Source organism: Myxococcus sp. CA040A (assembly GCF_013336725.1).
GTDB lineage: Bacteria > Myxococcota > Myxococcia > Myxococcales > Myxococcaceae > Myxococcus > Myxococcus llanfairpwllgwyngyllgogerychwyrndrobwllllantysiliogogogochensis.
Map to the genome: position 1 here is coordinate 17,291 of NZ_JABUMR010000019.1, position 26,168 is coordinate 43,458.

At 67.9% G+C, this 26,168-nt stretch carries 24 protein-coding genes; 8 read left to right on the top strand and 16 right to left on the bottom strand.

Features of this window, described 5'->3' with window-relative positions:
- Positions 1 to 70 precede the first annotated feature (70 nt).
- Both HUA75_RS44015 and HUA75_RS44020 read left to right on the top strand, forming a co-directional pair.
- Positions 71 to 688, top strand: a complete 618-nt coding sequence (locus tag HUA75_RS44015; RefSeq protein ID WP_141640824.1) for a CAP domain-containing protein — start codon at positions 71 to 73, stop codon at positions 686 to 688.
- Between the two features lie 282 nt (positions 689 to 970).
- Positions 971 to 2,392: a hypothetical protein gene (locus HUA75_RS44020; protein WP_174489865.1), complete on the top strand. Its 1,422-nt coding sequence runs from the start codon at positions 971 to 973 to the stop codon at positions 2,390 to 2,392.
- Between the two features lie 87 nt (positions 2,393 to 2,479).
- On the opposite strand, the gene HUA75_RS44025 is transcribed toward HUA75_RS44020, so the two are convergent.
- The 4 genes from HUA75_RS44025 to HUA75_RS44040 all read right to left on the bottom strand — a co-directional run bounded on the left by HUA75_RS44025 (position 2,480) and on the right by HUA75_RS44040 (position 5,390).
- Positions 2,480 to 3,358 carry an aldo/keto reductase gene (locus tag HUA75_RS44025; RefSeq protein WP_174489866.1) on the bottom strand — a complete coding sequence of 293 codons (879 nt, stop codon included), beginning with the start codon at positions 3,356 to 3,358 and terminating at the stop codon, positions 2,480 to 2,482.
- 110 nt (positions 3,359 to 3,468) lie between these two features.
- Positions 3,469 to 3,807, bottom strand: a complete 339-nt coding sequence (locus HUA75_RS44030) for a hypothetical protein (RefSeq protein ID WP_174489867.1) — start codon at positions 3,805 to 3,807, stop codon at positions 3,469 to 3,471.
- A 137-nt stretch (positions 3,808 to 3,944) separates the two neighbouring features.
- Positions 3,945 to 4,688, bottom strand: coding sequence for a double-CXXCG motif protein (locus HUA75_RS44035; RefSeq protein WP_141640820.1), 744 nt, complete (start codon positions 4,686 to 4,688; stop codon positions 3,945 to 3,947).
- Positions 4,689 to 5,390 carry a TIGR02269 family lipoprotein gene (locus HUA75_RS44040; protein ID WP_174457815.1) on the bottom strand — a complete coding sequence of 234 codons (702 nt, stop codon included), beginning with the start codon at positions 5,388 to 5,390 and terminating at the stop codon, positions 4,689 to 4,691.
- 294 nt (positions 5,391 to 5,684) lie between these two features.
- Here HUA75_RS44040 and HUA75_RS44045 point away from each other — a divergent pair, with 294 nt between their 5' ends.
- Positions 5,685 to 7,310 carry a hypothetical protein gene (locus tag HUA75_RS44045; protein WP_174489868.1) on the top strand — a complete coding sequence of 542 codons (1,626 nt, stop codon included), beginning with the start codon at positions 5,685 to 5,687 and terminating at the stop codon, positions 7,308 to 7,310.
- Positions 7,311 to 7,368: 58 nt separating this feature from the next.
- Complete coding sequence (locus HUA75_RS44050) at positions 7,369 to 8,409, top strand: DNA adenine methylase (protein WP_174489869.1); 1,041 nt, start codon at positions 7,369 to 7,371, stop codon at positions 8,407 to 8,409.
- Between the two features lie 9 nt (positions 8,410 to 8,418).
- Here HUA75_RS44050 and HUA75_RS44055 read toward each other — a convergent pair whose 3' ends face one another.
- The 5 genes from HUA75_RS44055 to HUA75_RS44075 form a co-directional block, all read right to left on the bottom strand.
- The gene (locus tag HUA75_RS44055; protein WP_141640816.1) at positions 8,419 to 9,099 is read right to left on the bottom strand and encodes a MotA/TolQ/ExbB proton channel family protein; all 681 of its coding nucleotides are present in this window, start codon (positions 9,097 to 9,099) and stop codon (positions 8,419 to 8,421) included.
- A gap of 149 nt (positions 9,100 to 9,248) precedes the next feature.
- The gene (locus HUA75_RS44060; protein WP_174457819.1) at positions 9,249 to 9,791 is read right to left on the bottom strand and encodes a DsbA family protein; all 543 of its coding nucleotides are present in this window, start codon (positions 9,789 to 9,791) and stop codon (positions 9,249 to 9,251) included.
- Complete coding sequence (locus HUA75_RS44065; protein WP_141640814.1) at positions 9,788 to 10,351, bottom strand: redoxin domain-containing protein; 564 nt, start codon at positions 10,349 to 10,351, stop codon at positions 9,788 to 9,790. Before HUA75_RS44065 ends, HUA75_RS44060 begins: the two co-directional genes overlap by 4 nt.
- Positions 10,352 to 10,459: 108 nt before the next feature.
- The gene (locus HUA75_RS44070; RefSeq protein WP_174489870.1) at positions 10,460 to 10,936 is read right to left on the bottom strand and encodes a hypothetical protein; all 477 of its coding nucleotides are present in this window, start codon (positions 10,934 to 10,936) and stop codon (positions 10,460 to 10,462) included.
- A 49-nt stretch (positions 10,937 to 10,985) separates the two neighbouring features.
- Positions 10,986 to 11,999, bottom strand: coding sequence for a hypothetical protein (locus HUA75_RS44075; RefSeq protein WP_254628093.1), 1,014 nt, complete (start codon positions 11,997 to 11,999; stop codon positions 10,986 to 10,988).
- Between the two features lie 376 nt (positions 12,000 to 12,375).
- On the opposite strand from HUA75_RS44075, the gene HUA75_RS44080 reads away from it, so the two are divergent.
- Complete coding sequence (locus tag HUA75_RS44080) at positions 12,376 to 13,281, top strand: RluA family pseudouridine synthase (RefSeq protein ID WP_141640813.1); 906 nt, start codon at positions 12,376 to 12,378, stop codon at positions 13,279 to 13,281.
- A gap of 199 nt (positions 13,282 to 13,480) precedes the next feature.
- On the opposite strand, the gene HUA75_RS44085 is transcribed toward HUA75_RS44080, so the two are convergent.
- The 3 genes from HUA75_RS44085 to HUA75_RS44095 form a co-directional block, all read right to left on the bottom strand.
- A complete protein-coding gene (locus HUA75_RS44085) occupies positions 13,481 to 14,185 on the bottom strand; it encodes a class I SAM-dependent methyltransferase (RefSeq protein WP_174457822.1) in 705 nt (234 codons plus the stop codon).
- 162 nt (positions 14,186 to 14,347) lie between these two features.
- Entirely contained in the window at positions 14,348 to 15,238 is an 891-nt protein-coding gene (locus HUA75_RS44090) for an MBL fold metallo-hydrolase (RefSeq protein ID WP_174465039.1), read from the bottom strand.
- Positions 15,235 to 15,600, bottom strand: a complete 366-nt coding sequence (locus HUA75_RS44095; RefSeq protein WP_246136956.1) for a cupin domain-containing protein — start codon at positions 15,598 to 15,600, stop codon at positions 15,235 to 15,237. Before HUA75_RS44095 ends, HUA75_RS44090 begins: the two co-directional genes overlap by 4 nt.
- A 110-nt stretch (positions 15,601 to 15,710) precedes the next feature.
- Between HUA75_RS44095 and HUA75_RS44100 the strand changes: the two genes are divergently transcribed.
- Complete coding sequence (locus HUA75_RS44100; protein WP_246136955.1) at positions 15,711 to 16,658, top strand: LysR substrate-binding domain-containing protein; 948 nt, start codon at positions 15,711 to 15,713, stop codon at positions 16,656 to 16,658.
- 43 nt (positions 16,659 to 16,701) lie between these two features.
- Here HUA75_RS44100 and HUA75_RS44105 read toward each other — a convergent pair whose 3' ends face one another.
- Positions 16,702 to 17,271, bottom strand: a complete 570-nt coding sequence (locus tag HUA75_RS44105) for a hypothetical protein (protein WP_174489874.1) — start codon at positions 17,269 to 17,271, stop codon at positions 16,702 to 16,704.
- 135 nt (positions 17,272 to 17,406) lie between these two features.
- Here HUA75_RS44105 and HUA75_RS44110 point away from each other — a divergent pair, with 135 nt between their 5' ends.
- On the top strand, positions 17,407 to 19,509 hold the full coding sequence (locus tag HUA75_RS44110; protein WP_174489875.1) for a WD40 repeat domain-containing protein: 2,103 nt from the start codon (positions 17,407 to 17,409) through the stop codon (positions 19,507 to 19,509).
- Positions 19,510 to 19,602: 93 nt separating this feature from the next.
- Here HUA75_RS44110 and HUA75_RS44115 read toward each other — a convergent pair whose 3' ends face one another.
- The 3 genes from HUA75_RS44115 to HUA75_RS44125 all read right to left on the bottom strand — a co-directional run bounded on the left by HUA75_RS44115 (position 19,603) and on the right by HUA75_RS44125 (position 24,348).
- A complete protein-coding gene (locus HUA75_RS44115) occupies positions 19,603 to 20,238 on the bottom strand; it encodes a TetR/AcrR family transcriptional regulator (RefSeq protein WP_174489876.1) in 636 nt (211 codons plus the stop codon).
- Between the two features lie 20 nt (positions 20,239 to 20,258).
- Positions 20,259 to 20,999, bottom strand: a complete 741-nt coding sequence (locus tag HUA75_RS44120) for a 3-oxoacyl-ACP reductase family protein (RefSeq protein WP_174489877.1) — start codon at positions 20,997 to 20,999, stop codon at positions 20,259 to 20,261.
- 208 nt (positions 21,000 to 21,207) lie between these two features.
- Positions 21,208 to 24,348, bottom strand: coding sequence for a P-loop NTPase fold protein (locus HUA75_RS44125; protein WP_174489878.1), 3,141 nt, complete (start codon positions 24,346 to 24,348; stop codon positions 21,208 to 21,210).
- 326 nt (positions 24,349 to 24,674) lie between these two features.
- Between HUA75_RS44125 and HUA75_RS44130 the strand changes: the two genes are divergently transcribed.
- Complete coding sequence (locus HUA75_RS44130) at positions 24,675 to 26,153, top strand: hypothetical protein (RefSeq protein WP_174489879.1); 1,479 nt, start codon at positions 24,675 to 24,677, stop codon at positions 26,151 to 26,153.
- Positions 26,154 to 26,168 lie beyond the last annotated feature (15 nt).

The following is a 26,168-nucleotide window of genomic DNA, read 5'->3' on the forward strand; positions in this document are numbered from 1 at the left end:
CGAGCCTCGCCAGGATGAGGAGACCGCCTCCGATGAGGTGGCCACACATCTGCTTGAGAAAGGATTCGACATGACCTCCCGCTCCATTCCCTTGTTCCTGCTGGGTGCCGCGCTGCTCGGTGGCTGTGGTGGTCCGGAGACGCCGTCCTCCATCGCGGAGGAGGAAGGCGCCCTGGTGCCAGCGGTCCGCACGGAGACAGGCGGCACCGCGGCCGGCGACGTCACGGCCAGCGCGGTCTGCGACGATGTGGCGACGTGGGACCCCGCCTGGGCGGGCTTCGAGGACCAGGTCCTCGCGCTCGTCAACCAGCGCCGGGCCGCGGGCGCGGTCTGTGGCGGGGTGACGCAAGCGCCCGCGCCCGCCCTGACGCACCACGCGAGCCTGCGGTGTGCGGCGCGCAGGCACTCCAAGGACATGGGCACCAACAACTTCATGAGCCACACCGGCTCCAATGGCTCCACGCCGTGGCAGCGCATCACCGCGACGGGCTACACCTACCGGCGCGCCGCGGAGAATGTCGCGGCCGGGTATTCCACGCCGGCGGCGGTGGTCAACGGGTGGATGGCCAGCAGCGGGCACTGCACGAACATCATGAACCCGCTGCTCGTGCACATTGGCATCGGCTACTTCAATGCCCCGAGCAGCACCTACCGGCACTACTGGACCCAGGACTTCGGCACGCCGTGACGCCGAGGGAGCTTCGCCGTGGGCATGGACGCGCCCACGGCGTCTGTCTTGCGCCTCCGGTGCGGGCCACGCGAGTAGCGTCACGCGCTACACCCCGGGCGGTTTCGTGGCGCAAAAGGCCACGAGCCCCTGTCCAAAGTCAGACACACCCCCATCAAGACCTCCGCGCCAGCCCTGCTAAAACAGACATTTCACATCAACCGGCATGGGACCTGCTTGGACAGACATCCACGGACGACAACCCCTGTCGACCGTGTCTCCTGCTTCATAAGGAGTTTCCCCATGTCATATCGTTCCGTACGAGGTCTCCTGGACCTCGTCTCGCTCCCCCTGCGTTCCCTTCCGCTGTCCGTGCTCGCGCTCGGCGGCCTGTTGCTGGCTCCGTCGGCGCGAGCCGCCGCCGAACCTGGTGAAGGAGAGGAAGGCCCGGTCGCGACCATCACCAGCCTGAAGCTGGAGGAAGGAGCCTTGCGGGTAGGCATCCTCTGGTCGGACAAGCAGGCCCTTCCCGAGGGCGCGAAGCTCGTCTCCTATGACGGCAAGGACAGCGCCAATGACAGCGTGGAGGTGAGCCCGCAGCCCGGCAAGGAGTCGGAGGTCAAGCTGGAGAAGGCACTCCTGCGGCCCTGGGAGACCGGCTGGAACCAGCGGCTGGTCCTGGTGGACACCAAGGACCCGAAGGCCGAGCCCCTCGCCACCCTTCCCATCACCGTCAACCTGGACTGCACGGATGGGGACGACAAGTGCACGCTGACGGTGGCGCCCGGCGCGGCGTCCAACTCGGACGTGGTGCATTTGAGCGCGGAGCTGGATGAGGTCATCACCAAGCTCGAGGAGAGCAACCCCGACAAGGAGATTGACCTCATCGAGGCGGTGAAGGCCAACAACCCCCGGCTGCTCGGCGAGGCGCTCGCCTACACCCACGCGATGTCGAAGTACATGCTCAGCGGCCCCTGCACCTGCGTGTGGCAGGCCGTCTACACCCACAGCCCGGCCTTCCTGGGCTATGGCATCAACTTCACGAACGCCTCGGGCACCCTCGCGGGCTGGAACGGGCCGGGCGCCAAGCACTCCCTGGTCGCCATTGGAGGCAACGCGTCAGGCATCGCCACCAGCGTGACAGGCATCAGCCAGGTCAGGCTCAAGCTCAACTGCACGAAGTGGGTCTTCTATTACTACAAGGACATCATCCTCAACTGGCCCTGGGGCAAGGTGATTGTCATTCCCTTCCCCTTCCCTCGCCTCGTCCCCTGCATTTCCAGTTGCACGGCCCGCTTCGACCACCAGGGACGCGTCAGTGGCTCCACGTTCGTCACCTACACGAGCCCCGGCAGCTCCGCCACCGCGAAGGAGCAGGCCGTCTACCGCGTGGATGGCACCCCGTTGCTGACCCCGTCCGTCAGCCAGGGCGGCTCGTTCAATCAAATCAACGGCGCCACGGTCTTCTCCAACATCGGCAGCACGGGCCGGGTCGACTCGTATGGCTACGTGCAGGCGGCGGCGACCTTCCCCTACTTCGCGTCGGCCTCCGTGGCCAACGGCCACTCCATCGCCATCCACGGGTACGCCCGGTGCCCGTACGGCCCCAATGGGCATGCCGCGGTCTGGACCTACGGCACGTCGCAGGGCATCCCGCAGACCAACAGCCTGCGCTCGTCCATCCAGAACTTCTTCCTGCAGTGGGGCATCCTGACCTTGCCGTAGGCAGGAGCCGAGGCTGATGGCGCCCCGGAGGCCGGCCCCTGTCGCGGGTGCCCGGCGTCCGGGGTTCGTCGTTTCAGCCTCGCGGCGTCAGCGTCCCGACGCCTGTGCATCCACGGCGGCCAGCTCCTCCTTGCCGAGCTTCACCTCCGCGCCCGCGAGGTTCTCCTCCAGGTGCTTCACGGACGAGGTGCCCGGAATGGGCAGCATCACCGGCGAGCGGGCCAGCAGCCAGGCGAGGGCAATCTGCGCGGGCGTGGCCTGGTGCTTGCGCGCCACCGCGTCGAGCGCGCCGCCGGGCCTGGCCAGCCCGCCCGTGGCCAGGGGGAACCAGGGAATGAAGCCCAGCTTCTCCCGCTCGCAGTAGTCGAGCACCTTCTCGTGGACGCGGTCCGTGAGGTTGTAGCGGTTCTGCACCGACACCACGTCCACCACCTTGCGCGCCCGCTGGATGTCCTCCACGGAGACCTCCGACAGGCCGATGTGGCGAATCTTCCCTTCCTTCTGGAGGTCCTTCAGCTCGCCGAGCGACTCCTCCACGGGGACCTTCGGGTCGATGCGGTGAAGTTGGTACAGGTCGATGCGCTCCAGCTTCAGCCGGCGCAAGGACAGCTCGAGTTCCTGGCGCAGGTATTTCGGCGCGGCCACGGGATGCCACTCATGGGGGCCCGTGCGCACGAGCCCCGCCTTGGTCGCCACGACGACGCCCTTGGCGTAGGGGTGCAGGGCCTCGGCGATGAGTTCCTCGCTGACGTAGGGGCCGTAGGAGTCGGCGGTGTCGATGAAGTCCACGCCCAGCTCGACGGCGCGGCGCAGGACGCGCACGGCCTCCGCCCTGTCTTTCGGAGGTCCCCAGATGCCGGGGCCGGTGAGCTGCATGGCGCCGTAGCCCAGACGGTGGATGGGCAGGTCTCCGCCCAACTTGAAGGTTCCGCTTTTCTCGACGGGTCGTGACGAGGATCCGCTCATGGGACGCTTCCTCCTGGCCTGAAAGTAGGGTGTCTGGATGACGAGCCACCAGCTCGTCCGCACGGCCCGTCAGCGGGCGTGGAGGCGGGAGCGGCCAGTCGCCAGCCACCTCATCCCAGCATCGTCGGGTCGACGACGTCGAGGTCCTGGAGCGCAAGGCCATGCGTGGGGAGTATCCAGAACACGCCGCGACCTTCCGGAGACCAGCCCAGCGCCCTCCCGAGCAGGATGGCGGCGCGAGCGTCCTGAGGCACGGCGGCCGCGCAATCGACCATGCCGCCGTGCCTGTTCACCAGCTTTACCGACAGCACCGGGCCCACCGGCCGCTCGTCGTCGGTCTGGTGCCACGCGCGCAGCGACACCACGCGCCTCCCACCGATGTGGGACCAGTCGCCCGCCCAGGCGAAGGTGACGTCATCGACCACGATTCGGCGGTGCTTCTTCTTCATGCACGGAGACTCTCGGATTCACCCAAGGGCCCTGTCAACGCGGGCCCCTGGGTGGCGCCGCTATCCAAGGACTCCGGGAACGCAACGGGCGCCGGTGTCGAACTCCCGCCCAGGTCCTGGTGGCGAGAGCAGCAGGGTTAGTGGTGATGGGTGGCCCCGGCAGGTGGCCGCACCGCACGTGCCGTCAGGGCCCCGCCGGTGACGTCCACCGCGACAACTTCCGACTCCTCCAGCTCGCGTTCCAAACGCTCGACGACACGCTCGCTCACCACCACGACGGACGCACCGCTCCGCGCGAAATCGACGGTGGGCACTTCACTCAGGCGAAGTTGGCCAAAAGGGGGCAGCACAAAGCCCGTGCGCCCGCAGGTACTGCAGGGCTCATGGGCAGCGGCTCCCGAAATGCTTCCGCCAGGCCGCACCTCAAGCTCGACCAGGTCACGCATCCCAGGACGCGCCTTGAAGCGCGTCGCGACGGGGATGAACCCCGTAAGCCCCTTGAGCCGCGCCACCACTGCCGGCTCCATCAGGAGCATCCACGGCACGTGGATGACCACGGGGGGAAATTTCCCACGGGCCCTGCCAGTCAACGCGCCAAACCCCGTGCCTGGTTTAACGATGGCTCCCGGCGGAACCAGCGGTAACACGCGCTCTCGCAGGCGCACGAATTGGTCCCAGGGCACGCACCGCGGCTGCTCGAAGTCCCGACGCTGCGGCAGTTCGGAGAGGTCGACCGTCGGGTAGTCGTACCCTCCACCTCCCCAAGCAGTCTTGCAGGTAGGGCACTCCACTCCGGGAAGTACCCACTCCCGTCCCAGGTCGTAGGCACCGGTCCACCTCGACGGCTCGACGCCTCGCTGTGTCAGCGTGTAGTACCGCATTCAATCTCCCGCCGCAGCGGACAGCGCCAGTCGCTTCCAGTACGTCATGGGGACGCCGATGAGACCATAGCGCTCGACCATTCGTCCGCCCTGCTGGAAGTGGTCCTCACGTGTCGCGTCCAGCTGGTGTGCGCGTATCCAGTCGTACCAGTCTTTGTTCCACGGGGCACCCGCTGTTCCCGCATGAACCCGCCGGTGTTCCGCGACGTCGACGAGCAATGTGTACTGGTGGATGTCAATGCCGACGCCCCGGAAGTACGCCTCAAAGGCGCGCGGGAAGATGTGGTGTCGCTCCTTCTCGCGACGGCTCCAATCCGCGATGGCCTTCCGCGCCGCCTTGACGCTCGGCAGACTGTCGCGCCGGTACCACGGGATGATGAACACCGGCTGCCGCCCTGGAAGGGGAACAGCTCCGCCCCAGTACCTCTGGATGCGCGCTGTCGCGCCTCCTGCGGCCTGCGCGGGTGGGAATCTCAGTGCATACGGCGGCGAGGCGAGGTCCTCGCAGCGGTAGAGGCCACACTCCTCCTCGCCACAGGAAGGGGCGTAGCAGCCTTCGTCGTTGTCCCCGGCTGACTGCGCGCAGTCCTCCGCCGAGTCATCCACGCTTGTGTCGAGCAACTCACCGGCACGGCTGTACTCGGGTGCTCCGGCGCAGCCGGTGACCCATAGCAGGACGATCCACCACCTGTGTGTCGTCATTCCGGCCCCCCGGGCAATCATCATCGTGAAGATGCCGAGGTGCCGCGCTCGCGTGACACCGCGGTGCGAGCGTGTTGTCGGACATTCACCACTTCATCGTCGGGGTGACCCACTCAACCCGCAGGTGCGTTGGAGCGCGAGCACGTCCCCATCGAGCCTGGACGAGGGAAGAGCCCTCCCCTCCTCGACGGTGACGAACGGCCCATGGAGGACCTGGTGGGCGCTTCCGATATTCTTCGGGCGGCCGGACGTTCCAGCCCCGCCTGCGGAATTTCGAAGGAAGAGAGCCCTCCGATGCGTCGAGCCCTGGCCGGTCTCGTGTTGCTCCTCGCGGGATGTGCGACGACCGCGCGTCCCACACAGGCGCCAGCCGTGGCGGAGGCCGCGCCCCCCGTCGCACCCGAGCCCGAGCAGCCCCGCTACGAGCACATCTTCATGATACCCGTGGACAAGGCCCTGGCCGAGGCCACGAAGCTCATGACGGAGAAGGGCTGGGTCCTCAAGCCCCTCGAGGACCCGAGATATCTGCTGACCGAGTGGCGGACCGCGCAGCTCAGCGCGCAGTCCTGGGGCTGGCAGAGCGACGGTGACTCCACGCGTTACCTGGTGGCCGGCGAGCTGATCTCCGAGCGCGAGTCCGTCATCCGCATCTTCCGCATGAAACGCGTGGCCTTCAGCAACGACGTTGAAATCAAGCCCGAGGCGTCAGGGGAGCTGAACTCGCGGTTCATGCTGATGGAGCGGTTCGAGCAGAGCTTCGTGAGGCGAGGCGCTCCCGTGGAGCTCGCCCAGCGGGAGCGAGATGTGGCGCCCTGGGTCGAACTGAACGGAGCCGTGCAGGGCACCCGGGATTTGGAGCTGGAGCAGACACTCACCCTGCGATTGGAGTCACGCCCCTCGCTGGAGACGCTCACCGGCTCGCTCCGCCTCGCACGCGATGACTCGTTCGCCAGGGACCCGTCCTTCTATCTCACGCGCTGGAAGGACGAGGTGCCGGAGCCCTGCGCGCGGGAAGTCGCCGGCTTCCAGTCACTGCTGCGGCCCGGGCTGACGGTGCTCATCGGCGAGCAGCTCGGCACCCGCGAGATTCCCGCCACCGTGGGCGACCTGGCGTGCGAGGCCGTCCAGACGGGGCTCGGCGTCACCGTGGCCCTCGCCATCCCGGAGAAGGAGCAGGAGCGCATCAATACCTATCTGGCGAGCCCGGGACGCCCCGCGGACCAGGATGCGCTGCTGCGCGGGAACTTCTGGCGCAAGCTGCAACAGGACGGCCGGGGAAGCCGCGCGGTGATGGACCTCATCGACCGGGTCCGGGCGCTGCGTGCCGCCGGGCGCTCCGTCTTCGTCGTGGCCATGGACACGGACATGAACCATGGGAAGGCACGCGACGCCTACATGGCCCGGAAGGTGCTGAACCCGCGCAGCGCGCGCCCCCAGGACGTGTTCCTGGTGCTCGCGGGCAATGCCCACACACGGCTGGGGGACGCGGACTGGAGCGACGACTTCGTCCCCATGTCGAAGCACCTGCTTCAGAGCACCCGGGATTTGAAGGTGCTGGAGGTGGGCTACGCGCAGGGCCGACGGTGGGGATGTGACCTGGAGCTGAACGGGGAGATGGACTGCAACATCATGGGCATCACCCCGGGTCCCCAGGTCGCGATTCGCCCGGAGACGCCCGCGGCAATCCGCATGCTCCCGGAGCTGGCCGACGAGGGGTTCCACGGCTTCCTCGACGTGGGTGTGCTGACCGCCTCACTGCCCGCCATCGCCCTGCGCGGACACGAGCCACCCGAGCCCGAGGTGCCAGGAGAGTCCCCGGGCCCCGCGAACCTCGTGACTCCGACGGGGACCTCCGCGCCCGTGAACACCGTGGCTCCTCCACAAGACACCGTGCCCCCCGCGCGGCCTCCGACGCCGTAAGCCCCTGGGCGTCGCGGAGGTTGACCGGCGCCGAGGGCCTCGTCTACGTGAGCAGCCCGTGAGCCCCCCGCCCTCCATCGAGCGCTTCCCCGCGACCCGGTATCAGGGCAGCAAGCTCAAGGTCCTCGGGTGGCTCTGGGAGCAGCTCCAGTCCCTGGAGTTCGACTCCGTCGTCGACCTCTTCGGCGGCACGGGCTCGGTGTCCTATCTCTTCAAGGTGCAAGGCAAGCAGGTCCACTACAACGACTGCCTTCGCTCCAACCACCTCATCGGCAAGGCGCTCATCGAAAACCCCTCGACGCGCTTCGAGCGCGACGACGTGACGGCGCTGCTCGCCCGGCGGCAGCGGACCTATGGAGACTTCATCGCGCGAACCTTCGGTGGAATCTACTACCCGGACGACGAGAACCAGCTCCTCGACGTCCTGGCGCAGAACCTGGCCGAGCTGCCGGGTGATTACAAACAGGCCCTCGCGTACCACGCGGTGTTCCAGGCCTGCATCGCCAAGCGCCCCTACAATCTCTTCCACCGCGCCAACCTCTACATGCGAGAGGCGAGCGTCGAGCGCTCCTTCGGGAACAAGGCGACGTGGGACAGGCCCTTCGCGGACCACATCGCCAAGGCCGCCTCCGCCGCGAGTGACGCCATCTTCGACAACGGCCGGGTGAACGTCGCGACGTGTGGGGACGCGGTGCGGCTCGAAGCCCAAGCAGACCTGGCGTACCTCGACCCGCCATACATCTCGGCCAAGGGTGTTGGCGTCGACTACCTGGGCTTCTATCACTTCATGGAGGGATTGACGGAGTACAGCAATTGGCCGGAGCGGTTCGATGCCCGCTACAAACACAAACCCTACCGGCGGGTGGAGACGCCGTGGGCCAGCCCGGCGCGAATCGCGTCGGCCTTCGAGGCGGTGTTCGAGCGGTGGCGGGACAGCATCCTCGTCGTGTCCTATCGCTCGGATGGAGTCCCCTCGGTAGAGGAGTTGAAGCGGATGCTCCAGCGTCACAAGCGCAAAGTCACAATGAGAGCGCGGGACTACCAGTACGCGCTCTCCACGAACCAGACGAGCCGCGAGGTGCTGCTCATCGCCGAGTAGGTGAAGGAATCACACCACGGCGGAGCGCGCGCGCTTGAGGGCCCGCGCCGCGGCGTCGAGGAACTCGTTGCTGGCCTCGGCGAGGTCCACGGCGCGGGCATCCACCCAGCCCTGCAAGGAGTTGTAGCCCATCACCGCGGGGATGGCGACGAGCAGCCCGAAGGCGGTGGTGACCAGCGCCTCGGAGATGCCTGTCGAGATGGTGCCAATGCCGCCCGCCCCTGCCTCGCCCATCTGCTCGAACGCGGTGACGATGCCCATGGTGGTGCCGAGCAGGCCCACGAAGGGGGCGGTGGAGGCCACGGTGGCCAGATGGCCCAGGCCGCGCTTGAGGCTCTGCACCTCGCGCTGAGCCTGGCGCTCCAGGCTGCGCGCCACCGACTCCATCACCTCGTCACGACTGTCATCGGAGGAGATGCGGTACGCGGTCAGCCCCGCGCGGATGGTCCGGCCGAGGTAGCCCACGTCCGCGCCCAGCTTCGCGTGGGACGCGGTCTCGAAGTCCCCTTGAGAGAGCAACGTGGCCATCTCCGAGGCGAACCTGCGGGAGTGTCGACGGGACGCACGGAAGACCAGCGAGCGCTCGGCGAGGATGACCAATGACAGCACCGACATGATGCCCATCGCGATGACGATGCCCTGCGCGAAGAGGCCCATGTGGCCCCACAGCCCCGAGAGGGTGAATTGCATGGCGGATCCGGGACGCGCCTCCTCGCGCGTGGGGCCACGAAGGCCCCTGGGTGGGAGCACCCAGCCGCCACGGTACGCAGCCACTCGCCCACGAGGGTGTGTTCGCCTCCATCAGACGGTCATCATTCAGTCATGGGCGACGCGTGGGCTCAGAAGTAGCTGGGCGACTCGATACCTCCGCCCTGAAGGACGGTGATGAGCGAGGAGGCGCTGAAGTCGCCCTGGTAGCGCGCGCCGTTGATGAAGAAGCCCGGGGTGCCGCTGACTCCGCTGCGAACCCCGCCCATGAAGTCGCGACGGATGCGCTCCAGGTAGCGGTGCTCGGAGACTTCGCGGGTGAAGCGCTCCATGTCCAATCCCAGCTTCTGGGCGTAGGCCAGCAGTGACTCGGGGTCGAGCGCCTGCTGGTTCTCGTAGAGCATGCCGTGCATCTCCCAGAATTTGCCCTGGGCATCGGCGGCCTCCGCGGCTTCGGCGGCCTGGAGCGCGTAGGGGTGCGCCTGGGTGAGGGGGAAGTGGCGGAAGACGTAGCGCAGCTGGTCGCCCATCGAGGCCAGCACCTTGTTCACTTCCTCGTAGGCCTGTCCGCAGAAGGGGCACTGGAAGTCGCCGTACTCCACCAGGATGACGGGAGCGTCGACAGGTCCGAGGATGTGGTCATGGGAACCCACGGGAGTGCGCAGTCTGCTCATGGCCGTGCCTCCTGCTCGGTGCTCTCCTCGCGCTGACTCAGGGACGGACCTCCATCGTCTTCGGCGGTGCCCTGCTCCGCGAGGCGCTCCAGCGCGTCCAGGACTCCATCGGCACCAGGGTTGACCGCCACGGGCGAGACATAGCTCCAGAAAATCTTGCCTTCGGCGTCGATGACGAAGAGCGCGCGTTCGGAGATACCGTCCTCTTCCCGGTAGGCATGGTAGGCGCGCGAAATCTCTCCCTTCGGGTGGAAGTCGGAGGCCAGCACCATGTGGAGGTTGCGCGCGCGGGCGAAGGCCAGATGGCACCACACGCCGTCGCACGAGATGGCGACCACCTTCGCGCCGAGGCGCTCGAACTCGGGCATCAGCTCGTTGAAGAGTGCCAGCTCATCGCTGCACACCGGGCTCCAGTCGGCTGGGTAGAACACCAGCACCAGCGGGGCCCCACGGAACTCCTCGAGCGAGACCTTCTGGTCCGGAGTCACCGGAGCACGGATGGGCGGCGCGAGCGTGCCGAGAGGCAAGGGCGCGGTCGACTGTCTGGCGGAAAAGGCCATGAAATCCTCCTCGCGCAAAGCTGGGCCGTGGGGCCGCTGGCTGCACCGAGGGGCTCGGAGTCTGGCCTCTGGAACGGGCAGCGGAGGGAGCACTGCCGCCCAGTCGACCTATGCGCGGCGCACAGCCTTGAGATGGCGAATCACGTCGAGCAGCACCGCTCCGCCGAAGGCGGCCGCGGCCATGGCCCCGAGAAGGAAAAGGGGATGGTGGGTGAGCTTCAGCAGGAGAAGGGACCCTGCGAACCCACCAAGCGCCCACACCGAAGCTCGGGTGCTGCCCTCGACGATGACCCTCTGGTCGGGTGGCAAGCCACCGCCAGCGCGGGCGACCGCCGCGAGCTCCGCGCGATAGGCCTCCCGCTCCTGAGACGTGGCGCCAAACCAGGCCCAGGCATCTCTCAGGAAGAGCCCCGGAATGAAGGAGGCCAGGAGCACGAGGGGCGCCCCATGAACGGCCACCGCGACGAGGGCCGAGAAGAAGACCACGCCGATGAAGCCCTGGAACCCATGACCCAGATGGCTCGAGGGCGAGCTGATGACGTCGCCCCTGCCTCTACGCACCACAAGTCGCGGATGCCATGCCATGGGCGGAGTATACGCGCGCGCCGCCGCCGTGCTGACCCTTTGACAACGACTACCAGAGGAGGCTGCGCAGCGTGGCGCCGTCTTCCACCCGCACCCACGGCTGGACGACCTGCGCCAGCGAGGGAAAGGGCCGTCCCGGGTCGGCGACGAAGAGCATGCCCGGGTCGGCGTTCACCAGCGTCTCCTGTCCGCGCCCGTCGCCATCGGAGAAGAACACCGTGAACTGGGCCGTGGCCCTTGTCGGGTCGTAATTATCGAGCTTCGCGGGCGTCGGCATGAACCAGGCCAGGGGCACCTCCACCTCCACGGCCTCCGGGGAGGTCCACCGAATCGTCGGCGGTGGCGTGTCCTTCTTCTTGGGAGGCTTGAACCACGTGGCCACGGGCGCCCCCTGTTTGTTGCGCGCGACCCCGAGTTCCACCTGCTGGTCCCTCATGAACCTGGTGGTGCCCCACTCCATCCATCGCAGCTCGAGGTGGTCCGCGGCGAGGATGGCCTTGGGACTCGCATCCGCGGCGACCACTGTCTTGTCATCCCTCAGCCGGACACTGACCACCATCAGGTCGCCCCGGCGACGCAGGCTCACCGTCAGGTCCGCATCCTCGGGCCCCTTCCAGTTCTTCTGCCCCCAGGTGACCTGTCCCGGAGAAGGAAGCACCGTGGACTCCAGGTCCGACACCACCCGAGCCGAACCCTCCCACTTGGACTCATTCCCTTCGGAGTCAGGGTCCTCGGGGTCCGGTGGTGTGTAGTGGAACGTGGCGGCGCTCTGGGTCAGCAAATCCATGCGCCTCAAGCTGAAGCGTGGATTCACGTTGCTCGCCACGAGCATCGGGCCCTTCCGGTCGAAGCGCAGCGTCACCGATGACGAGGTCCCCGCGCCAGCACGTTGCAGGAGCAGGGTCGGCAAGCCCGAGCCGGAGGCGGTCGAGGTGGGCGACGGACAGCCCAGAGGCTCGTCCACTCCCGCGCCTCCGCTCATCGCGAAGCGCTCACCACTGGCCAGTCCCACCAGGGTGACGGGAGGTCCGTCCCAGGTTTTCGGACGGTCGACTGACGCCATGGGAAAGCAGACCACCTCGTCCTCGCGACCATCACCGTCGAGGTCCACCTGGTACCGCTCAGTGATATTCGGCGCCTCCTCCTTTACGCGCGCGTCGAACCAGCTCGCGAAGGAGACAGGTGCAGGCGCCGGTTTCGCTGGGGCGGCGGGTACGGAATGCAGGGCGACGAGCAAGGGCAGCCAGGGGACGAAGGCCATGGCTGTCTACTGAACCCTGGATGCAACAGTCTCGCAAGGACAGCCTTCAGGGAGCGCCAGCTCCACGTCCCAGGGGAGCCATGTGTCACCCCCTTGTGGGCGGTGAGCAAGACGCGGAGTACGGCGGCGGGAAGCGGAGTGTCTCCCACCACGAGGGCACGCGGTGTAGGGTGCGCGAGTGCTGCTCAACGATGGCTATGTGTACCGCGAGAAGCTCGGGAGCCGACCGGGCAGCAGCGCGCTCGCCCACCTGACGGACAAGTATCGTCACTCCTCGGAGGAGGAGTGGCGGGCGCGCTTCGCGCGGGGCGAGGTGCGACTCGACGACGTCATCGCCGACGGCTCGGAGTCACTGAGGCCGGGGCAGCTACTCTGCTGGCACCGCCCACCCTGGGAAGAGGCGGACACTCCGCGGTCCTTCGAACTCGTGTACGAGGACGCGGAGCTGGTCGTCGTGGTGAAGCCGAGCGGACTGCCGACCCTGCCCTCGGGGGGCTTCCTCAAGAACACCCTGCTCTCCTTCGTCCAGGCGCGATGGCCCGAGGCGGTTCCCATGCACCGGCTGGGACGCGCGACGTCGGGCCTCGTGCTCTTCACCCGCACCCGCGACGCCGCCGCGCGCCTGGCGAGCGATTGGCGAGAGGGCCGCGTACACAAGCGCTACCGCGCACTCGCCCAGGGAATCGCGACCCAGGAGACGTACGACATCCGCGCGCCCATCGGACTGGTGCCCCACCCGCTGCTGGGCGAGGTGCATGGCGCCACTGCACGGGGAAAGCCCTCACACAGCACGGCCCGCGTGCTGGAGCGGCGCACCGAGCACACCCTCTTCGAGGTGGACATCCACACGGGACGCTCCGAGCAGATCCGCATCCACCTCGCCTTCATCGGCCACCCGCTCGTGGGAGACCCGCTCTTCGCCGTGGGGGGCCTGCCGTTGGCGGAGCACCCCGGCCTGCCCGGAGACGGCGGCTACCTGCTGCACGCGGAGTCGCTCACCTTCCAGCATCCACGCTCGGGCGAGCAGGTTCAGCTTCAGGCGCCGCTCCCGCTCGAACTCCACGCCCAAGGATCCTCGCGGTAACGCCGAGCAACTCCCCATCCAGCGGTCGAACCGCTCGTGCGCGTCGGGCACCGGTTGCCACGCAATGGGCTGTCCGACCGTGAGGCACGGACAGGCCTCTGGCCCATCACCCAGGCGGGCCGCGTCCGCACGGGTCTGTTCGACCGTGAGGCACGGACAGGAGGTCATCGGCCGGGATGCCGCGGGCGGGCGGCCTGCGTCAGGTGCCAGTCTTCTGGCCCTGGCTCAGGTCCAGGTCCGCGAACCTCCACAGCCCCATGTGGCGGCCCTTGTGAGCGTCCTCCACCAGGTGGATGGGCTCCGGAAAATGGAACGGCGCCAGCCGCAGGTTCACCGGCCGCCACAGGCCAGTGACGATGTCCTCGTTGCGGCTCAAGCCCACATGGGTCGTCGCGAGCAGGTGCTCGGTGCCGCTGCGCCGGAGGTTGGCCAGCGCCCGGAAGATGTTCCGATACGACAGGTGGATGAACAGGTCCCTCACCATGACCAGTCCCACCTTCGGCAGGTCATCCTGGATGAGGTCTCGGACGATGAACTGGCGGCGCTCGCTTCCATGTCGCTGCTGGTTGAGCGCGATGAGGTCCGGGACGATGTCCGCGCCGATGTACTGCTCCAGGTCCAGCTCCACGTGCTGCATCCAGTTGAAGTCGCCGCAGGGCACGTCCAGCATCGTCCTTGCCTGGGCCTTGCGGAGCACCTCCGGCAACTCGCGGCGGATGGACTCCGTCGCCTTCAGCGTGGAGCCCGGCCCCGAGCGCGACTCCGAATCCAGCCAGAAGTTGTGCTGGTAGATGCGCGAGAACCAGAGCTGCCGGTACTTCTGCTCCAGCGCCCCGAACTGGGGAACGTGCTCGTTGAGCCGCGTCCGCGCCGACGACACGGCCTCGTTCAGGTACGACTTCATCGTCGACCACACCACGGCACGCCGAGGGCTCTTGGGCGAGGAAGAGGAATCCATGGTGCGAGGGGCCTTTCGCTGACGCGGAGAGAGTGAAACATTGTATGCGAAGCTTCACTCTCCGTGCCACACCCCGCCATTCCCCTCCCGGCCTCCGCGCGCGGGGACTCAGCCCCGAGCCTGCCAGGTCAGCCACTCTCCCGGACGCGCCAGCTCCACGTTCACCTTCCTCTTGCGCGCCGTGGCCAGGAGCAGCGCTTCCGCGCCCGGAACCTCCTGATAGTCCTCGGAGGACGTGACGCCGTAGTGGATGGGCACGAGGAGCTTTGCTCCCAGCACGACAGCCGCGGCGACCGCCTGCTCCGGGGTCAGGACGCCATGCACGTCACTGACGGGCTTGCGCCAGCCGAAGCGCGCCCCGTTGATGGGCAGGAACGCCGCGTCGAAGGGGCCGAACTGACGTCCGATGTGCCACCAGGACCCGTGCCACAGCGTGTCACCGCAGTGGATGATGCGGCGGCCTCCGCCGGAGACGATCCACGACACCTGGGTGTCTCCGTAACCATCCTCGGCGGGAACGGCGGTGGCGGTGAAGTCATTGAGCAGGACCGGCTCGTAGAGCGGAGCGGGCCGCACGCGGAAGCCCGACGCGGCGGCGGTCGCGGCCATGTCCGGGGGGCACACCAGCGTGCCGGTGTCGCCCAGCGCCTGACGGACGGCCATCCGGTCGAAGTGGTCGGGATGGCGATGCGTCACCAGCACGTAGCGCCCGCCGTCACCCGCGTCCATCGGGACGAGCGGATCCTTCAGCGCGGCCCCCCACACGGTGGAGTCGACCAATGGGTCCAAGAACAGCGTGTCCTGACCGAGCCGCAATCGCACTCCGGCCCAGGCCAGCCGCTGGGCGCGCAGCGTCGCGGTGTCGACAGGTTTCGTCGCGCGTCCCACGCCAGGGGATGACAGGACCGCGCCCGCGGAGAGCACGGCCGCCGCACGCAGGAAGTCCCGGCGGCCCGTCCGCGCGGGCCGAACCAGCATGTCCCCGTTGTCGATGCTCATCGCGCCACCGAGGAGGCCACGAGATTGATGCCGAAGAGGCGCACGCCGGTCTCGGTGCGCGGCTGGTGATGGCTCGCGGGTGGGAAGAACAGGTAGGTGCCTGGGCCCAGGCGCTGCTCTCCCTCGATGAGCTCACCGCTCACCACGAAGACCTCCTCGCCGGTGTCGTGGACGTCCACGGAGGGCCACTGAGCTCCGGGAGCCATGTCCACGACCCAGACCCTCACGTCACGTGTGCTTGGCAGGTCCCTGCGCAGGCAGCCAGGGCCGACGATGACGGGCTCGATGTCGTCGATTCGCACGGACGACCAGGGGGATACGACAGGGCTCTGCGGGCTCGGGAAGCTGTCGGTGTGGGGCATCTGTCCGCCCTCCTTGCATGGGGACGCCAACGTTAAGGAGGCCGAGGCCATGAGCGCAGCGAAACGATTTCTCCATGATGCTGAATGGGGTTCATGTGAAACTGCCCGGCATGCTCGAGCTCCGTCACTTCAAGCTGATTGCCGCGGTCGCCGACACCGGGAGCCTGGCCGCGGCGAGCCGGCAGCTCCACCTCACGTCCTCGGCGCTGAGCCATCAGCTCCGCGATGCCGAGGAGCGCCTGGGCGTGCAGCTCTTCCAGCGCCGTCAGCGACGCCTGCTCCTGACCGGCTCGGGCGAGAAGCTGCTCGTCTCCGCGCGGCGCGTCTTGAGCGAGGTGGCCCAGGCCGAGGCCATCTGCCGCGCGCACCCGCAGGACGACCTGCTGCGGCTCAGCACGGGTTGCTACACGGTGTATGGCTGGCTGCCGCCCATCCTCGGGCGATGGCAGGCCGAGCACCCGCGCGTCGAGCTGCGCATCGTCCTGGAGGCCACGCGCCAGCCGCTGGGGGCGCTGCTGAATGGCGAGCTGGACCTCGCCTTGACGACGGACGTCCCTCGGCAGGCCCGCCTGGCGCAGACGGCGCTCTTCGAGGACGAGCTCATGCTGGTGGTCCCCGAGGGCCACGCGCTGGCGCGACGAGCGCACGTCACGGCGCGGGAACTGGTGTCGGAGAACCTGCTCACCTATGCCGCGCCTCGGGAGCAGCTCGACATCTTCACGCGCGTGTTCTGGCCCGAGGGCCTCGAGCCGCAGCGGGTCTCCCCCGTGCCCCTCACCGAGGCGCTGATTGAGCTGGTGCGTGGCGGCGTCGGCGTGACGGCGCTGCCCGAATGGATGCTGCCGGCCCAACGCAACGGGCTGCACACGGTCCGACTCACCCCTCGCGGAATCCGCCGCCGCTGGAGCGCCGTCACCCGCGCCTCCCGCCAGCGCTCCGCGCCGCTGACGTATTTCATCCAGCTCCTGAGCGAGCGCTTCTCCCTCCAGGGAAAGGCACGGCCACGGGCGGCCTCACGAAAGGGGATTCAGCCGAACATGGAAGGCCGCGCTCGATGAACCACCCGAGGATGGAGGGGTGCGGGACCTGCTCCCGACCACTTCACCGCGGATAGGAGTCTCGAGCGTCTTGTTCGCGCGCCTGCTGCGCGTCCTTCCGCGCCTTCAGCTCGCGGTCGTACGCATCTCTCTGCTCTCGTTGCCGGAGAAGCACGGGCGGGTACTGTTCGAGGATGAGGGGCGCGAGCTGCTCCAGGGCGCCCTTGAGCGCGGGGAGCGCCACCCGGTCCTTGTCGACCAGGACCTCCCACGGCTCCGTCCTGGACTGACGGGCCATGTCGAAGGTGACGCCCTCCGTCCTCCGCTCGACGGGCACGTCGACACCGACGACCTCACTGGACTCGGCACACGAGAAGACCTTCACCGAATCCGAGGAGCCGAAGACCTGGCGACCGCCACGACGCGCGCCGTACTCAATCCTGCACGCGTCCAGGGGTTGCAGTTGTGACTGGATGGACGCCAGCTCCGCGAGGCCCCCGACATCCTCCGAGGTCCACGCGAAGTTCCGGCCGCCACGGAGAAGCATCATCGCGAGGCCCAGGACGACGAGCAGCCCCACTCCGGCGGCGATGAGGAGGGGGGACTTCGTGCGGCGGTTGTCCGGAGGCGGCATGGGCGGAGTGTGCCTCAGGCCCGCACGCAAGCGAAGCGCCGCACCCAAGACCACCGACGTCTGAGTGGCGTCGCTCTGGAAACGCGCGCTTGAAATCGTCTTCGTACGCCGGCTTCGCTACAAAGGCGTCCAGACATGCGCGGACCGAGCTGGCGACTGGTGATTCTGGCGTGGGTGCTCACCTCCTGTGCGGCGCGCCCCGCCCTCCGCCAGGCCGAGGTCCTTCAACCCTCCCCGACCGAGCAGGACCTCCGCGCACGCGTGTATCTGGCGAAGGGGGACACAGCCCTCGAGTCCCGGCAGTGGGGGCTCGCCGTGGGCTACTTCTCCGTGGCTCGCGCGACGCAGGACTCCGCCGAGGCCCAATGGGGCCTGGGCTGGGCAACGGACCGGGCCTCCCGCCAGCTCTGGACGACGAAGACAGAGGGCTCCGTGCTCGCGGCGGCCTTCTCGCCGGACGGGAAGCTGCTGGCCTCCGCGGGCTTCGACGCCGTCATCCGTCTCTGGAACACGGCCAGCGGTGAGCCGGTGGCGGAGCTGAAGGGCCATGCGGCGGAGGTGCACGCCGTCGCGTTCTCTCCGGACGGCCGCCTGCTGGCCTCCGCCGGACGACCGGGAGAGATTCGCCTCTGGGATGTTCGCAAGGGCCAGCAGGTGGCCGTCTTCCAGGGACACACCGATGTCGTGCGGGGACTGGCCTTCGCCCCCAGCGGGAACCAGCTCGCGTCATGCGGATTGGACCAGACCGTGCGCGTCTGGGACGTGGCGACAGGCACGGAGCAACTGCGTTTCGAGCACGACGCGTATGCCGTCGCCGTGGCCTTCTCGGGGGACGGCCGCTGGCTGCTGTCGACGAGCATGGACAAGACCGCTCGCGTCTGGGACCTGGAGACCCGCGAGGCGCTCCATCGCCTCACCGGCCATGAGGAGATGGTGGTGTCGGCCGCCTTCTCCGCCGATGGAAGCCTCGCCATGTCGGCGGCCTCGGACCATTCCATCCGCTTCTGGAATCCCCGGTCCGGGCAGCTCGTCGACGTGTTGAGGATTCAGGCCGACATCTCGACGACAGCCATCGACCCGCTGTTCCGGCTCGTCGTCCAGGCGGGCTGGGATGGGCGCGTGCAGCTCTTCGATGCTCGCAGCGGCGAACTGTTGGAGCGCCTGGACGCCCACCGCGCCGCCGTGGCGTGCATCGCCTTGTCGCCGGATGGACGCACCTTCGCATCCGGGGGAATGGATGGAGCGCTGCATGTCTGGGCCCGGCCCGCCTCACCCGCCGAGGTCCTGCTTCGAGGTCACGAGGCCTGGGTGGAAGCGCTGACCTTCACCCAGGAACAGGAGCTCCTCACGGGGGCGGAGGACGGCGTGCGCCGCTGGAACCTCGCGGACAGGAGCGCCCCCGCATCACGAGCAGAGCGCACGGAGGCGGTGGTCTCGCTCGCGTCGAGCCCGGACCACCGGCTTCTCGCGGCGGGCACACTGACGGGACAGGTGCGCTTGCTCGAAGCCGCCACGGGCCGGCAGCTCCGTGAGCTGTCCACGGTGAACGGCTCGGTGCGGGCGCTCGCCTTCAGTCCGGACGGGAAGGTCCTGGCCGTGGGCGATGAGCGGGACGTCTCCTTGTGGTCGGTGCCGGACGGCGTGCTGCTCGGGCGACTCGTAGGGCACACGGGGAAGCTCTGGGCCCTGGCCATCGACTCGACGGGGACGCGGCTGGCCTCCGGAGGCGCGGACAAGGTCGTGCGTCTCTGGGACCTGGCGCGGCGCCAGCCCCTGCGCCAGTGGGACGTGGGAGACCGCGTCCGCGCCCTGGCCTTCACGCCGGGCGACAACCACCTGGTGACGGCGGGGATGAAGCAGCCCATCCGGCTCTGGAACTCCAGCGATGGCCTCCTGCTGAAGAGCATGGATGAGGGCGCCGTGGGCGTGCTGTCGCTGAGCGTGTCGCCCGATGGCAGGTTCCTGGCCTCCGGCGGCATGGACATGCGGGTGAAGGTCTGGAGCCTTCCCAGCGGAGACTTGCTGGGCAGCGTCCGGGGCCAACAGGGCTTTGTCTCGGCGGTGGCCTTCTCACCTGGGATGTCCGTGCTGGCCTCGGCGTCCTCCGACCGCACCCTCCGACTCCTCCACTTCGACACCCTGGCGCATCCTCCGCCCGCGGGAGCACCACTCTCGGAGACCTTGCTGCGTCATGGGCTCGTCTGGGACGAAGCGCGGCTCGTCATCCAGAACCGCTAAAGGCCCCCGCTTCCGCCTCGGCACCTACGAGCCCGCGCGGATGAACTGCCCAAGGGGGCGAGAGTCGGCGGGGCCTGGCTCGTTGATGACAGCTCAACCGGCGACAGGTGGCCACGCGAGCATCGCGGCATCGATGATGGCGGTCAGCTTCTCGACGGAAGCACCATCGCGGGCCTGGATGGACAGGCCCTCGAGCACCGTGGTGTAGAACGCGGCGAGCTTCTCCACGGGAGTGGACTTGGGAAGCTCTCCGTTGGCGACTCCCCGCTGAAGCCGGCGCTTCAACGCGCGCTCACCGCTCAGGCGGTTCTCCGCGAGGAAGGTCCGCACCGCCTCGTTCTCCGGCGCACCCAACAGCGACGCCAGGACAATCATGCACCCGCGTGGCTTGTCGGCGGCCGTATAGGCCCGTGCATTGGCGCGCAGCATGTCCTCCACCGCCTCGCGCGCGGAGGTCGCTTCCTCCAGGCTGCGCGAGACATGGATGCCTTCGGTCCGGTCATAGAGTTCGACGGCTTCACGGAAGAGTTCCTCCTTGCAGCCGAAGATGGAATAGAGGCTGGGCTTGTTGACGCCCATCGCCTCGACGAGGTCCTGGATGGACGTGCCTTCGTAGCCACGTGCCCAGAAGACACGCATGGCCTCGACGAGCGCCTCGTCGCGGTCGAACCCTCGGGGCCGCCCCATCACGGAGACGGGCTTCTGCTTCGTCGCCTTCTTCGTCGTCATCTGTCGCCTGCTGACGCGGGTCACGCGGTGAAGCCGCCATCGACCGCGATAGAAGCCCCCGTGATGAAGCGCCCGCTCGGGCCCGCCAGATGTCCGACGGTGGCGGCGATGTCCTCGGGTCGAGCGAAGTGTTTGACCGCCATGAGCGCCAGCTCGGCCGAGACCTGGGGGCCATCCGCCGGATTCATGTCCGTATCGGTCGACCCGGGGTCGACCACGTTCACGGTGATGCCTCGCTCACCGACTTCCCGCGCCAGGCCCTTCGTGAGGCCCACCAGCGCGGACTTGCTCATCGCGTAGAGCGTGACGCCGCCATAGGGAACGCGCTGAGCGAAGCACGAGCCGATGGAGATGATGCGGCCACCGTGGGTCATGTGGGCGAGCGCGGCTTGAGCGGCGACGAACACGCCTCGGACGTGGACCGCCAGGGTCCGGTCGATTTCCTCGAGGGAGACTCCTTCAAACGGTCCGGACGGAAAGATGCCGGCGTTGTTGACCAGGATGTCGAGGCGCCCCAGCTCCGACACCGTGCGCTCCACGGCTTGCCGGACAGCGTGGGGGTCACCACTGTCCGCCTGGATGGCCACGCAGCGTCGGCCCTGCGCCGTGAGTTCATCCACCAGCGCGGCCGCCTTCTCCCCGGAGCTCGCATAGGTGAAGGCGACGTCCGCGCCGCCCCTCGCCAGATGCCGGACGATGGCAGCGCCGATTCCCCGCGTACCACCCGTCACCAATGCCGCCTTGCCACTGAACTCCGCCATGTCGGCCTCAACTTATGTACCGGTCGTTTAAAATATCTAGAGCCCGAGGTCTCCCTCGTCAACACTTTTTAACCGACCAGTTCATATGTGCGTGTGGGCCGCCCCGCGCATCGAAGTTCCATTCGATACGCTCGGGGCCCGTGCGCTGTCAGCGTGTCGCCTTCGCGTGTGCGTCCTGCCTCAGTGGACAGGACGGACTGGGACGTGCTCACGCCTTCGGTTCATCGTGAGGCGTGCTTGTCGGGCGAGGAGGCAGCATGGGTGGCGCCCCCTTCTGGGCTGGCAGCGGGGTCTCCCGGGCAAATGTGGCCGTTGCGTCCGCGAGCACCTGCGTGGCCGACTTGCCCGTGTCTGGCAGCTCATCGCGCAGGTGGAAGGAGAAGCGGCAGACGACGCCCAGCCAGTAGCGGATCGACTCGATGGGGAGTGAATCGACTGACTTCTCCAGGTCGAGCTGCGCCAGGGTCCGCGCGAGCTGGGCAAGCCGGGTATCGCTTGCGAACAAGTCCCTGAGCTCGCCCCAGTTCTTCTGGGTCAGCCCTGGGTCCTTCGCCCGTTGCAGGACGTGCGAGAACTCCTCGGGGAAGCCGATCATCATCGCCAGCAAGGTGACCACCAACGGGTACTCCGCGGGGCCTGCCTTGCCAAGGAACGCGGCCTCGCGTGACTCCGAGAGGCGCACGCGCAGGAGTCGGTAGCAGTTCGCAAGCCGGTTGGTCGCGCGGGGTGTGGGAATGAGCCGCCACATGCGCTTGATGACCGCGACTTCCGTGGGGGAAAGCTGGAGCAGCCTGGGCCGCAACTTCAGCATCGGCTTGGGTGCCACCACGGCGGGCTGCTTGTTCGTGCCCCCAGCCGTGGGATGAACGTCCCGCTGTGGCCCCTGCATGGGCGGCACGGGAGGCCGCGCTGGCGCCTCGGGCGACACCGCGAGGGGGCTCGTGGACGGCGTCACGTGGGCCGGAGGGGCTGTTCCCTGGCTTTTCGTCGCGGTGGGCAGGAGAAAGTCGATGAGCTGTCCGAACCCATCCGCCTCCATGCGATGAAGCGTGAAGGGGATTTGAAAAATCTTCTCGAGATACGCCTGCGGCGTCGCGGCGTCCTCCGACGAGAAGGCCTCGAAGCGCTTCTTCAAGGCATGCAGCAGCCAACGAGAATCCACCCCCACGACCACGACGAAGAGTGGGAAGGCGAGCAGGAGATGCACGGCCTCCAGCACCTGGACGATGCGCTCCTCGGGGCAGCGGTCGAGGTCGTCGATGTAGAGCACGATGCGGTCGACGGCCGGCAACCCGGCGCTCTGGGTGTCTCGCGCGCTTCCGAGCAAGTCGCTCAGCGCGGAGAGGTCGTTGCGTATCAGGGAGATGAGTCCCAGGTGCTGCCGGTAGTCACCACTCTGGTCCCGGTCGGAGAGGAAGTCGCGCAGTCGCTGCGTGGGATGGGCCTTGGCCAGGTCGGTCTTGAGGCGCTCGACCTCCACGCTCGCCTTGCGCGCGACCTCCTGGGCACTGGCCTCCTCCTTCTCGAGTTCACCCAGCTTCGTCTGCACGTCCTTGACCAGCGTGGCGTCTATCGTGTCGAGGTCCTTCCGCGCGGCATCAAGCGCGGCGAAGACCTTGTTCACCTTGGGAAGGAGGAAGGCGCTCCACCCCGCCAGGGACGTCAGCAGCCCGCCTACGGCGCTGACCACCTTGCCCCAGAATTCCGAGCCGAACAGCGTGGCGAGGGCGAACGGTCCCACCGTGGTGACGAGCGCGGCGAAGATGAGCAACGCCGCACGGGCGCGTCCGCCCTGTCGGACCCAGGCCCAGAGTTCGGTGAAGCGTCCCCAACCCTGGTGGAGCTGGTCATGCCACTTCAGCAACTCCTTCGGACCAAACTCGGGCCACCTCGCGGTGATCTGCTCGGAGAGCTGGGCCTTGACCTTGTCGAGCACTCCCTTGCCCACGCCTCGAAGGAAGGTCGCCTCCAACTGGCGCTGTCGCTGATGCACGTCCCGCGCGTGCTGCTCGGCCTGCTGGCGCCGGGCCTGGGCGACGGTGATTCGTCCCTGGGCGTCACCGAGGACGACTTCCGCGCTGCGGAGCTGAGCCCGGAGTTTCTCCTCCACGTCCGCTCGCCCGTTCTCCATCCCATAGCGTGACAGGCCCTCGAAGAGACGCGCCATCAGGCTCGCCCAGAGGTTTCCATCGGAGTAATGCCAGGCATTGAAGCGAATCTGCGCGATGTGACGGAAGTAGTAGAGGTTCCCGGCCGCGTCCTGCACGGGGGGCTCCTGGGCGCAGATCATCCGGAGCCGCTTCTCCATCTTCGACATGAAGAAGCTCTTGCCCGTGCCCCAGTCACCGAAGAGCCCGATGGCCAGGGGAGGCTCGACCGAGCGCGCGGCGATGATGGACGCCAGGGCGCTCACATCGGGCTCGATGTTCAGCCGGTCCGCGAGGTCCACTCCATCCACGACGTCGGAGCGAATCCCGCCGACTGGCTCCAGCAGGAAGTCCGAGCCAATCGACGAGGCAAGTCCTGCGCCATCGTTTGGCGGGGCGGCGTGTTCAGCCGGGCCCTCTGCCCCCGTGGGGGCCTGCGGTCCCTGCGTTTCAGGGAGCGGGCTCTCGTGGATGGAAGGGGACGCTCCTGTCGTGGGCTCCTCGGGTGGAAGCAAGGAGAGCAGGCGCGGAAGGCTGAAGACGATGCGCCAGGTCGCCGGTGGATCGTGCCGATGGTCGCCACCGTCCAGGAACATGACGAGTCCCTGGCGCAGGCTGTGGAGCACCTCGGAGGCGGCCTTCTCGGAGCCCATGCTCTCCGCCAGCTCCAGTTCGAGTGGAGAGAAACCTTGAAGTGCGGGGGCCAGGAGCGCTCCCGCGAGATGGCGGGCGTGGATCTCTCTTGGACTGGTCCCCGTGAACTGGGAGTAGACGCGCGCGGCCCTGAGCAGGGGGACCAGGGTCGCGTGCGTCAGGTCCACCGAGCCCCCTTTTCCCCGGGGACCTGAGACATCCATCCATTGATGCGGCCCCGGAAGCGAATCAGCCAGGATATAGATGTAGCTCGCCGAGGTATCCCGGACGCGGGCCCCCACATGACGGAATCCCGCCAGCACGTGAAGCGGCGTCACCGCCGGGCTGCCGGAGATTTCGCAGGCGGCATCCAACACCGCCAGCGTCGTTTCGCTGAGCTTGAGGTCGGAAAGAAGGCTGTCCCATTCAGGGCGCTGAAGCACGGCCGCGAGCGCACGCGCTCGATTGGCTTCGCTCAGGAGCGGATCCTCGAATCGACGTTCCGCGAGCAACTCGAAGACGCGACCTGGCAACGGGTCATTGAGGTCTACTCCTGGCAGAACACTCATGAACGATTCCCCCCGGGGGCAGCACTGGCACGACCACGCATGCGTGTATGCCCATGCTAGCGGTTCGCCAGACAGGAAGTCGAAACGGGCACGCATCGCGACGCAGGCCAGCAAGCCAGAGCGGGTCCAGGTGAAGCGCACCGTCACAAAGAATGGAGCCAGGGTGCCTTTCGACCTGGGACGGTCCGCCTCGGTGCGGGCATGAGGAGACCTGGGGGCCAACCGCCAGCAGGGGTCCGACAGGGGCCCGTGCTCCGAGGGCAGTTGCTCAGTGCCCTGGCGGTTCCCACCGTCGAACTCCTTCTGTGAGAAGGAGAGGAGACGACATGCGTGTGAAGTCTGGCCTGGCGTTGTGCTGCCTGGGGTGGTTGGGGTGTGGCGATGCACCCCTGGATGCGACGTCGCGGGAGGAGCCTGCGCTGGCCCAGGTGACGGCGCAGGTCTGCTCGGGATTGGCCCAGCGGGTGAAGATCGTCGTCCCGCCGGGAACCCCTGAGTCGCCAGCGTTCATCGTCGCGCCCTCGGGACTGGTGGATGTCCAGGGCACGCTCTACTTCGGCGTCAACTTCCAGGATGGCCGCGCCACGCTGTGGCGAAGCCAGGGGACGGACGCGAGCACAGTCCCCGTGAAGTCCTTCCCGGCGACGACGCCCGCGAGGAACCGGGAGCTGGGCCCGCTGGTGGCCACCGGCAACAAGCTCTTCTTCCGCGTCTGGAACGCGGACACGGGCCTCGAGCCGTGGATCAGCGACGGGACGGAGGTGGGCACCCACCTGGTGAAGGACGTGACGCCGGGGCCAGGAGATTCGCAGATGTCGCTCGTGACGGCGCAGAGCGGCGCGGTGACGTTCTTCCTCTCCGTCCCGCTGTCGTCGCCACCCAGGACACAGGTGGAGCTGTGGCGCTCGAATGGAACGGCGGCGGGCACGGTCCAGGTCGTGAACTTTGGCACCGAGGCCTCGCTGTCATCACAGTCCATGCGGGTGGGCAACGCGCTGCTCTTCTTCCTGTCGCAGCCGGATGGCGGCACCACCCTCTGGCGAACCGACGGAACAGCGGGAGGGACGGCCTTCGTCAAGCGCCTGGATTCGGGCGTGGTTCCCGTGGGCGATGTGGGCTCCACGGAGGATGGCGGGCGGGCCCTGTTCACCCTCCACGACGGGGCCAATACGGAGGTGTGGAAGACGAACGGAACGGCGGCGGGGACGGTCCGGCTGGAGACCTTCGGCAAGAGCATGAGGATGCTCGGCTCGCTGGGCGGCTTCGTGTACCTGACGAACGCCGACCCCGCCACCCAGCGCCTGGGGCTGTATCGCGTCGCGCTGGCAGGCGGTGGAAAGGCAACCATCACCCAGCTGCCGAACCCGTTCGCGAACCAGCCCGACGCGCTGCCCTTCCTGCAGGAGGTGGCGCGCTCCAATGGAAAGCTCTACTTCTCCGTGGCCATCAGCAGTCCCAGCCCCAGTCCACGAACGGTGCGGCTCTGGGTGACGGATGGCACGGCCGCGCAGACGCGGCAGCTCCCCGGCTTCCTGAGTGTCTCCGACGAGTACATCTCGCCTGTCTTCGCCACGGGCGCGAGCGCGGTGCTCTTCAGCGCGGCGCCGTTGACGGCGTTCACCAACCTCTGGGTAACCCGAGGCACGGACGCCACGACAGCGGAGGTCACCACCAGTCCTCCCCTGGAGACCTCCTCCCCGTTTGGCTTCGCGCGCAGCGGGACCCGCGTCTTCTACGCGGCTCGAGACGACACGAGCCGGTACCAGCTGTGGGCCGTACCCGCCAACATCTCCTGTACGCCGTAATCGCGTAAGGGGCCC

Excerpts from the sequence above, each read along its gene's own strand:
- HUA75_RS44015 (WP_141640824.1), top strand. The coding sequence starts at position 71 with ATGACCTCCCGCTCCATTCCCTTGTTCCTGCTGGGTGCCGCGCTGCTC.
- HUA75_RS44020 (WP_174489865.1), top strand. The coding sequence starts at position 971 with ATGTCATATCGTTCCGTACGAGGTCTCCTGGACCTCGTCTCGCTCCCC.
- HUA75_RS44025 (WP_174489866.1), bottom strand. The coding sequence starts at position 3,358 with ATGAGCGGATCCTCGTCACGACCCGTCGAGAAAAGCGGAACCTTCAAG.
- HUA75_RS44030 (WP_174489867.1), bottom strand. The coding sequence starts at position 3,807 with ATGAAGAAGAAGCACCGCCGAATCGTGGTCGATGACGTCACCTTCGCC.
- HUA75_RS44035 (WP_141640820.1), bottom strand. The coding sequence starts at position 4,688 with ATGCGGTACTACACGCTGACACAGCGAGGCGTCGAGCCGTCGAGGTGG.
- HUA75_RS44040 (WP_174457815.1), bottom strand. The coding sequence starts at position 5,390 with ATGACGACACACAGGTGGTGGATCGTCCTGCTATGGGTCACCGGCTGC.
- HUA75_RS44045 (WP_174489868.1), top strand. The coding sequence starts at position 5,685 with ATGCGTCGAGCCCTGGCCGGTCTCGTGTTGCTCCTCGCGGGATGTGCG.
- HUA75_RS44055 (WP_141640816.1), bottom strand. The coding sequence starts at position 9,099 with ATGCAATTCACCCTCTCGGGGCTGTGGGGCCACATGGGCCTCTTCGCG.
- HUA75_RS44060 (WP_174457819.1), bottom strand. The coding sequence starts at position 9,791 with ATGAGCAGACTGCGCACTCCCGTGGGTTCCCATGACCACATCCTCGGA.
- HUA75_RS44065 (WP_141640814.1), bottom strand. The coding sequence starts at position 10,351 with ATGGCCTTTTCCGCCAGACAGTCGACCGCGCCCTTGCCTCTCGGCACG.
- HUA75_RS44070 (WP_174489870.1), bottom strand. The coding sequence starts at position 10,936 with ATGGCATGGCATCCGCGACTTGTGGTGCGTAGAGGCAGGGGCGACGTC.
- HUA75_RS44075 (WP_254628093.1), bottom strand. The coding sequence starts at position 11,999 with ATGGCGTCAGTCGACCGTCCGAAAACCTGGGACGGACCTCCCGTCACC.
- HUA75_RS44085 (WP_174457822.1), bottom strand. The coding sequence starts at position 14,185 with ATGAAGTCGTACCTGAACGAGGCCGTGTCGTCGGCGCGGACGCGGCTC.
- HUA75_RS44090 (WP_174465039.1), bottom strand. The coding sequence starts at position 15,238 with ATGAGCATCGACAACGGGGACATGCTGGTTCGGCCCGCGCGGACGGGC.
- HUA75_RS44095 (WP_246136956.1), bottom strand. The coding sequence starts at position 15,600 with ATGCCCCACACCGACAGCTTCCCGAGCCCGCAGAGCCCTGTCGTATCC.
- HUA75_RS44100 (WP_246136955.1), top strand. The coding sequence starts at position 15,711 with ATGCTCGAGCTCCGTCACTTCAAGCTGATTGCCGCGGTCGCCGACACC.
- HUA75_RS44105 (WP_174489874.1), bottom strand. The coding sequence starts at position 17,271 with ATGCCGCCTCCGGACAACCGCCGCACGAAGTCCCCCCTCCTCATCGCC.
- HUA75_RS44110 (WP_174489875.1), top strand. The coding sequence starts at position 17,407 with ATGCGCGGACCGAGCTGGCGACTGGTGATTCTGGCGTGGGTGCTCACC.
- HUA75_RS44115 (WP_174489876.1), bottom strand. The coding sequence starts at position 20,238 with ATGACGACGAAGAAGGCGACGAAGCAGAAGCCCGTCTCCGTGATGGGG.
- HUA75_RS44120 (WP_174489877.1), bottom strand. The coding sequence starts at position 20,999 with ATGGCGGAGTTCAGTGGCAAGGCGGCATTGGTGACGGGTGGTACGCGG.
- HUA75_RS44125 (WP_174489878.1), bottom strand. The coding sequence starts at position 24,348 with ATGAGTGTTCTGCCAGGAGTAGACCTCAATGACCCGTTGCCAGGTCGC.
- HUA75_RS44130 (WP_174489879.1), top strand. The coding sequence starts at position 24,675 with ATGCGTGTGAAGTCTGGCCTGGCGTTGTGCTGCCTGGGGTGGTTGGGG.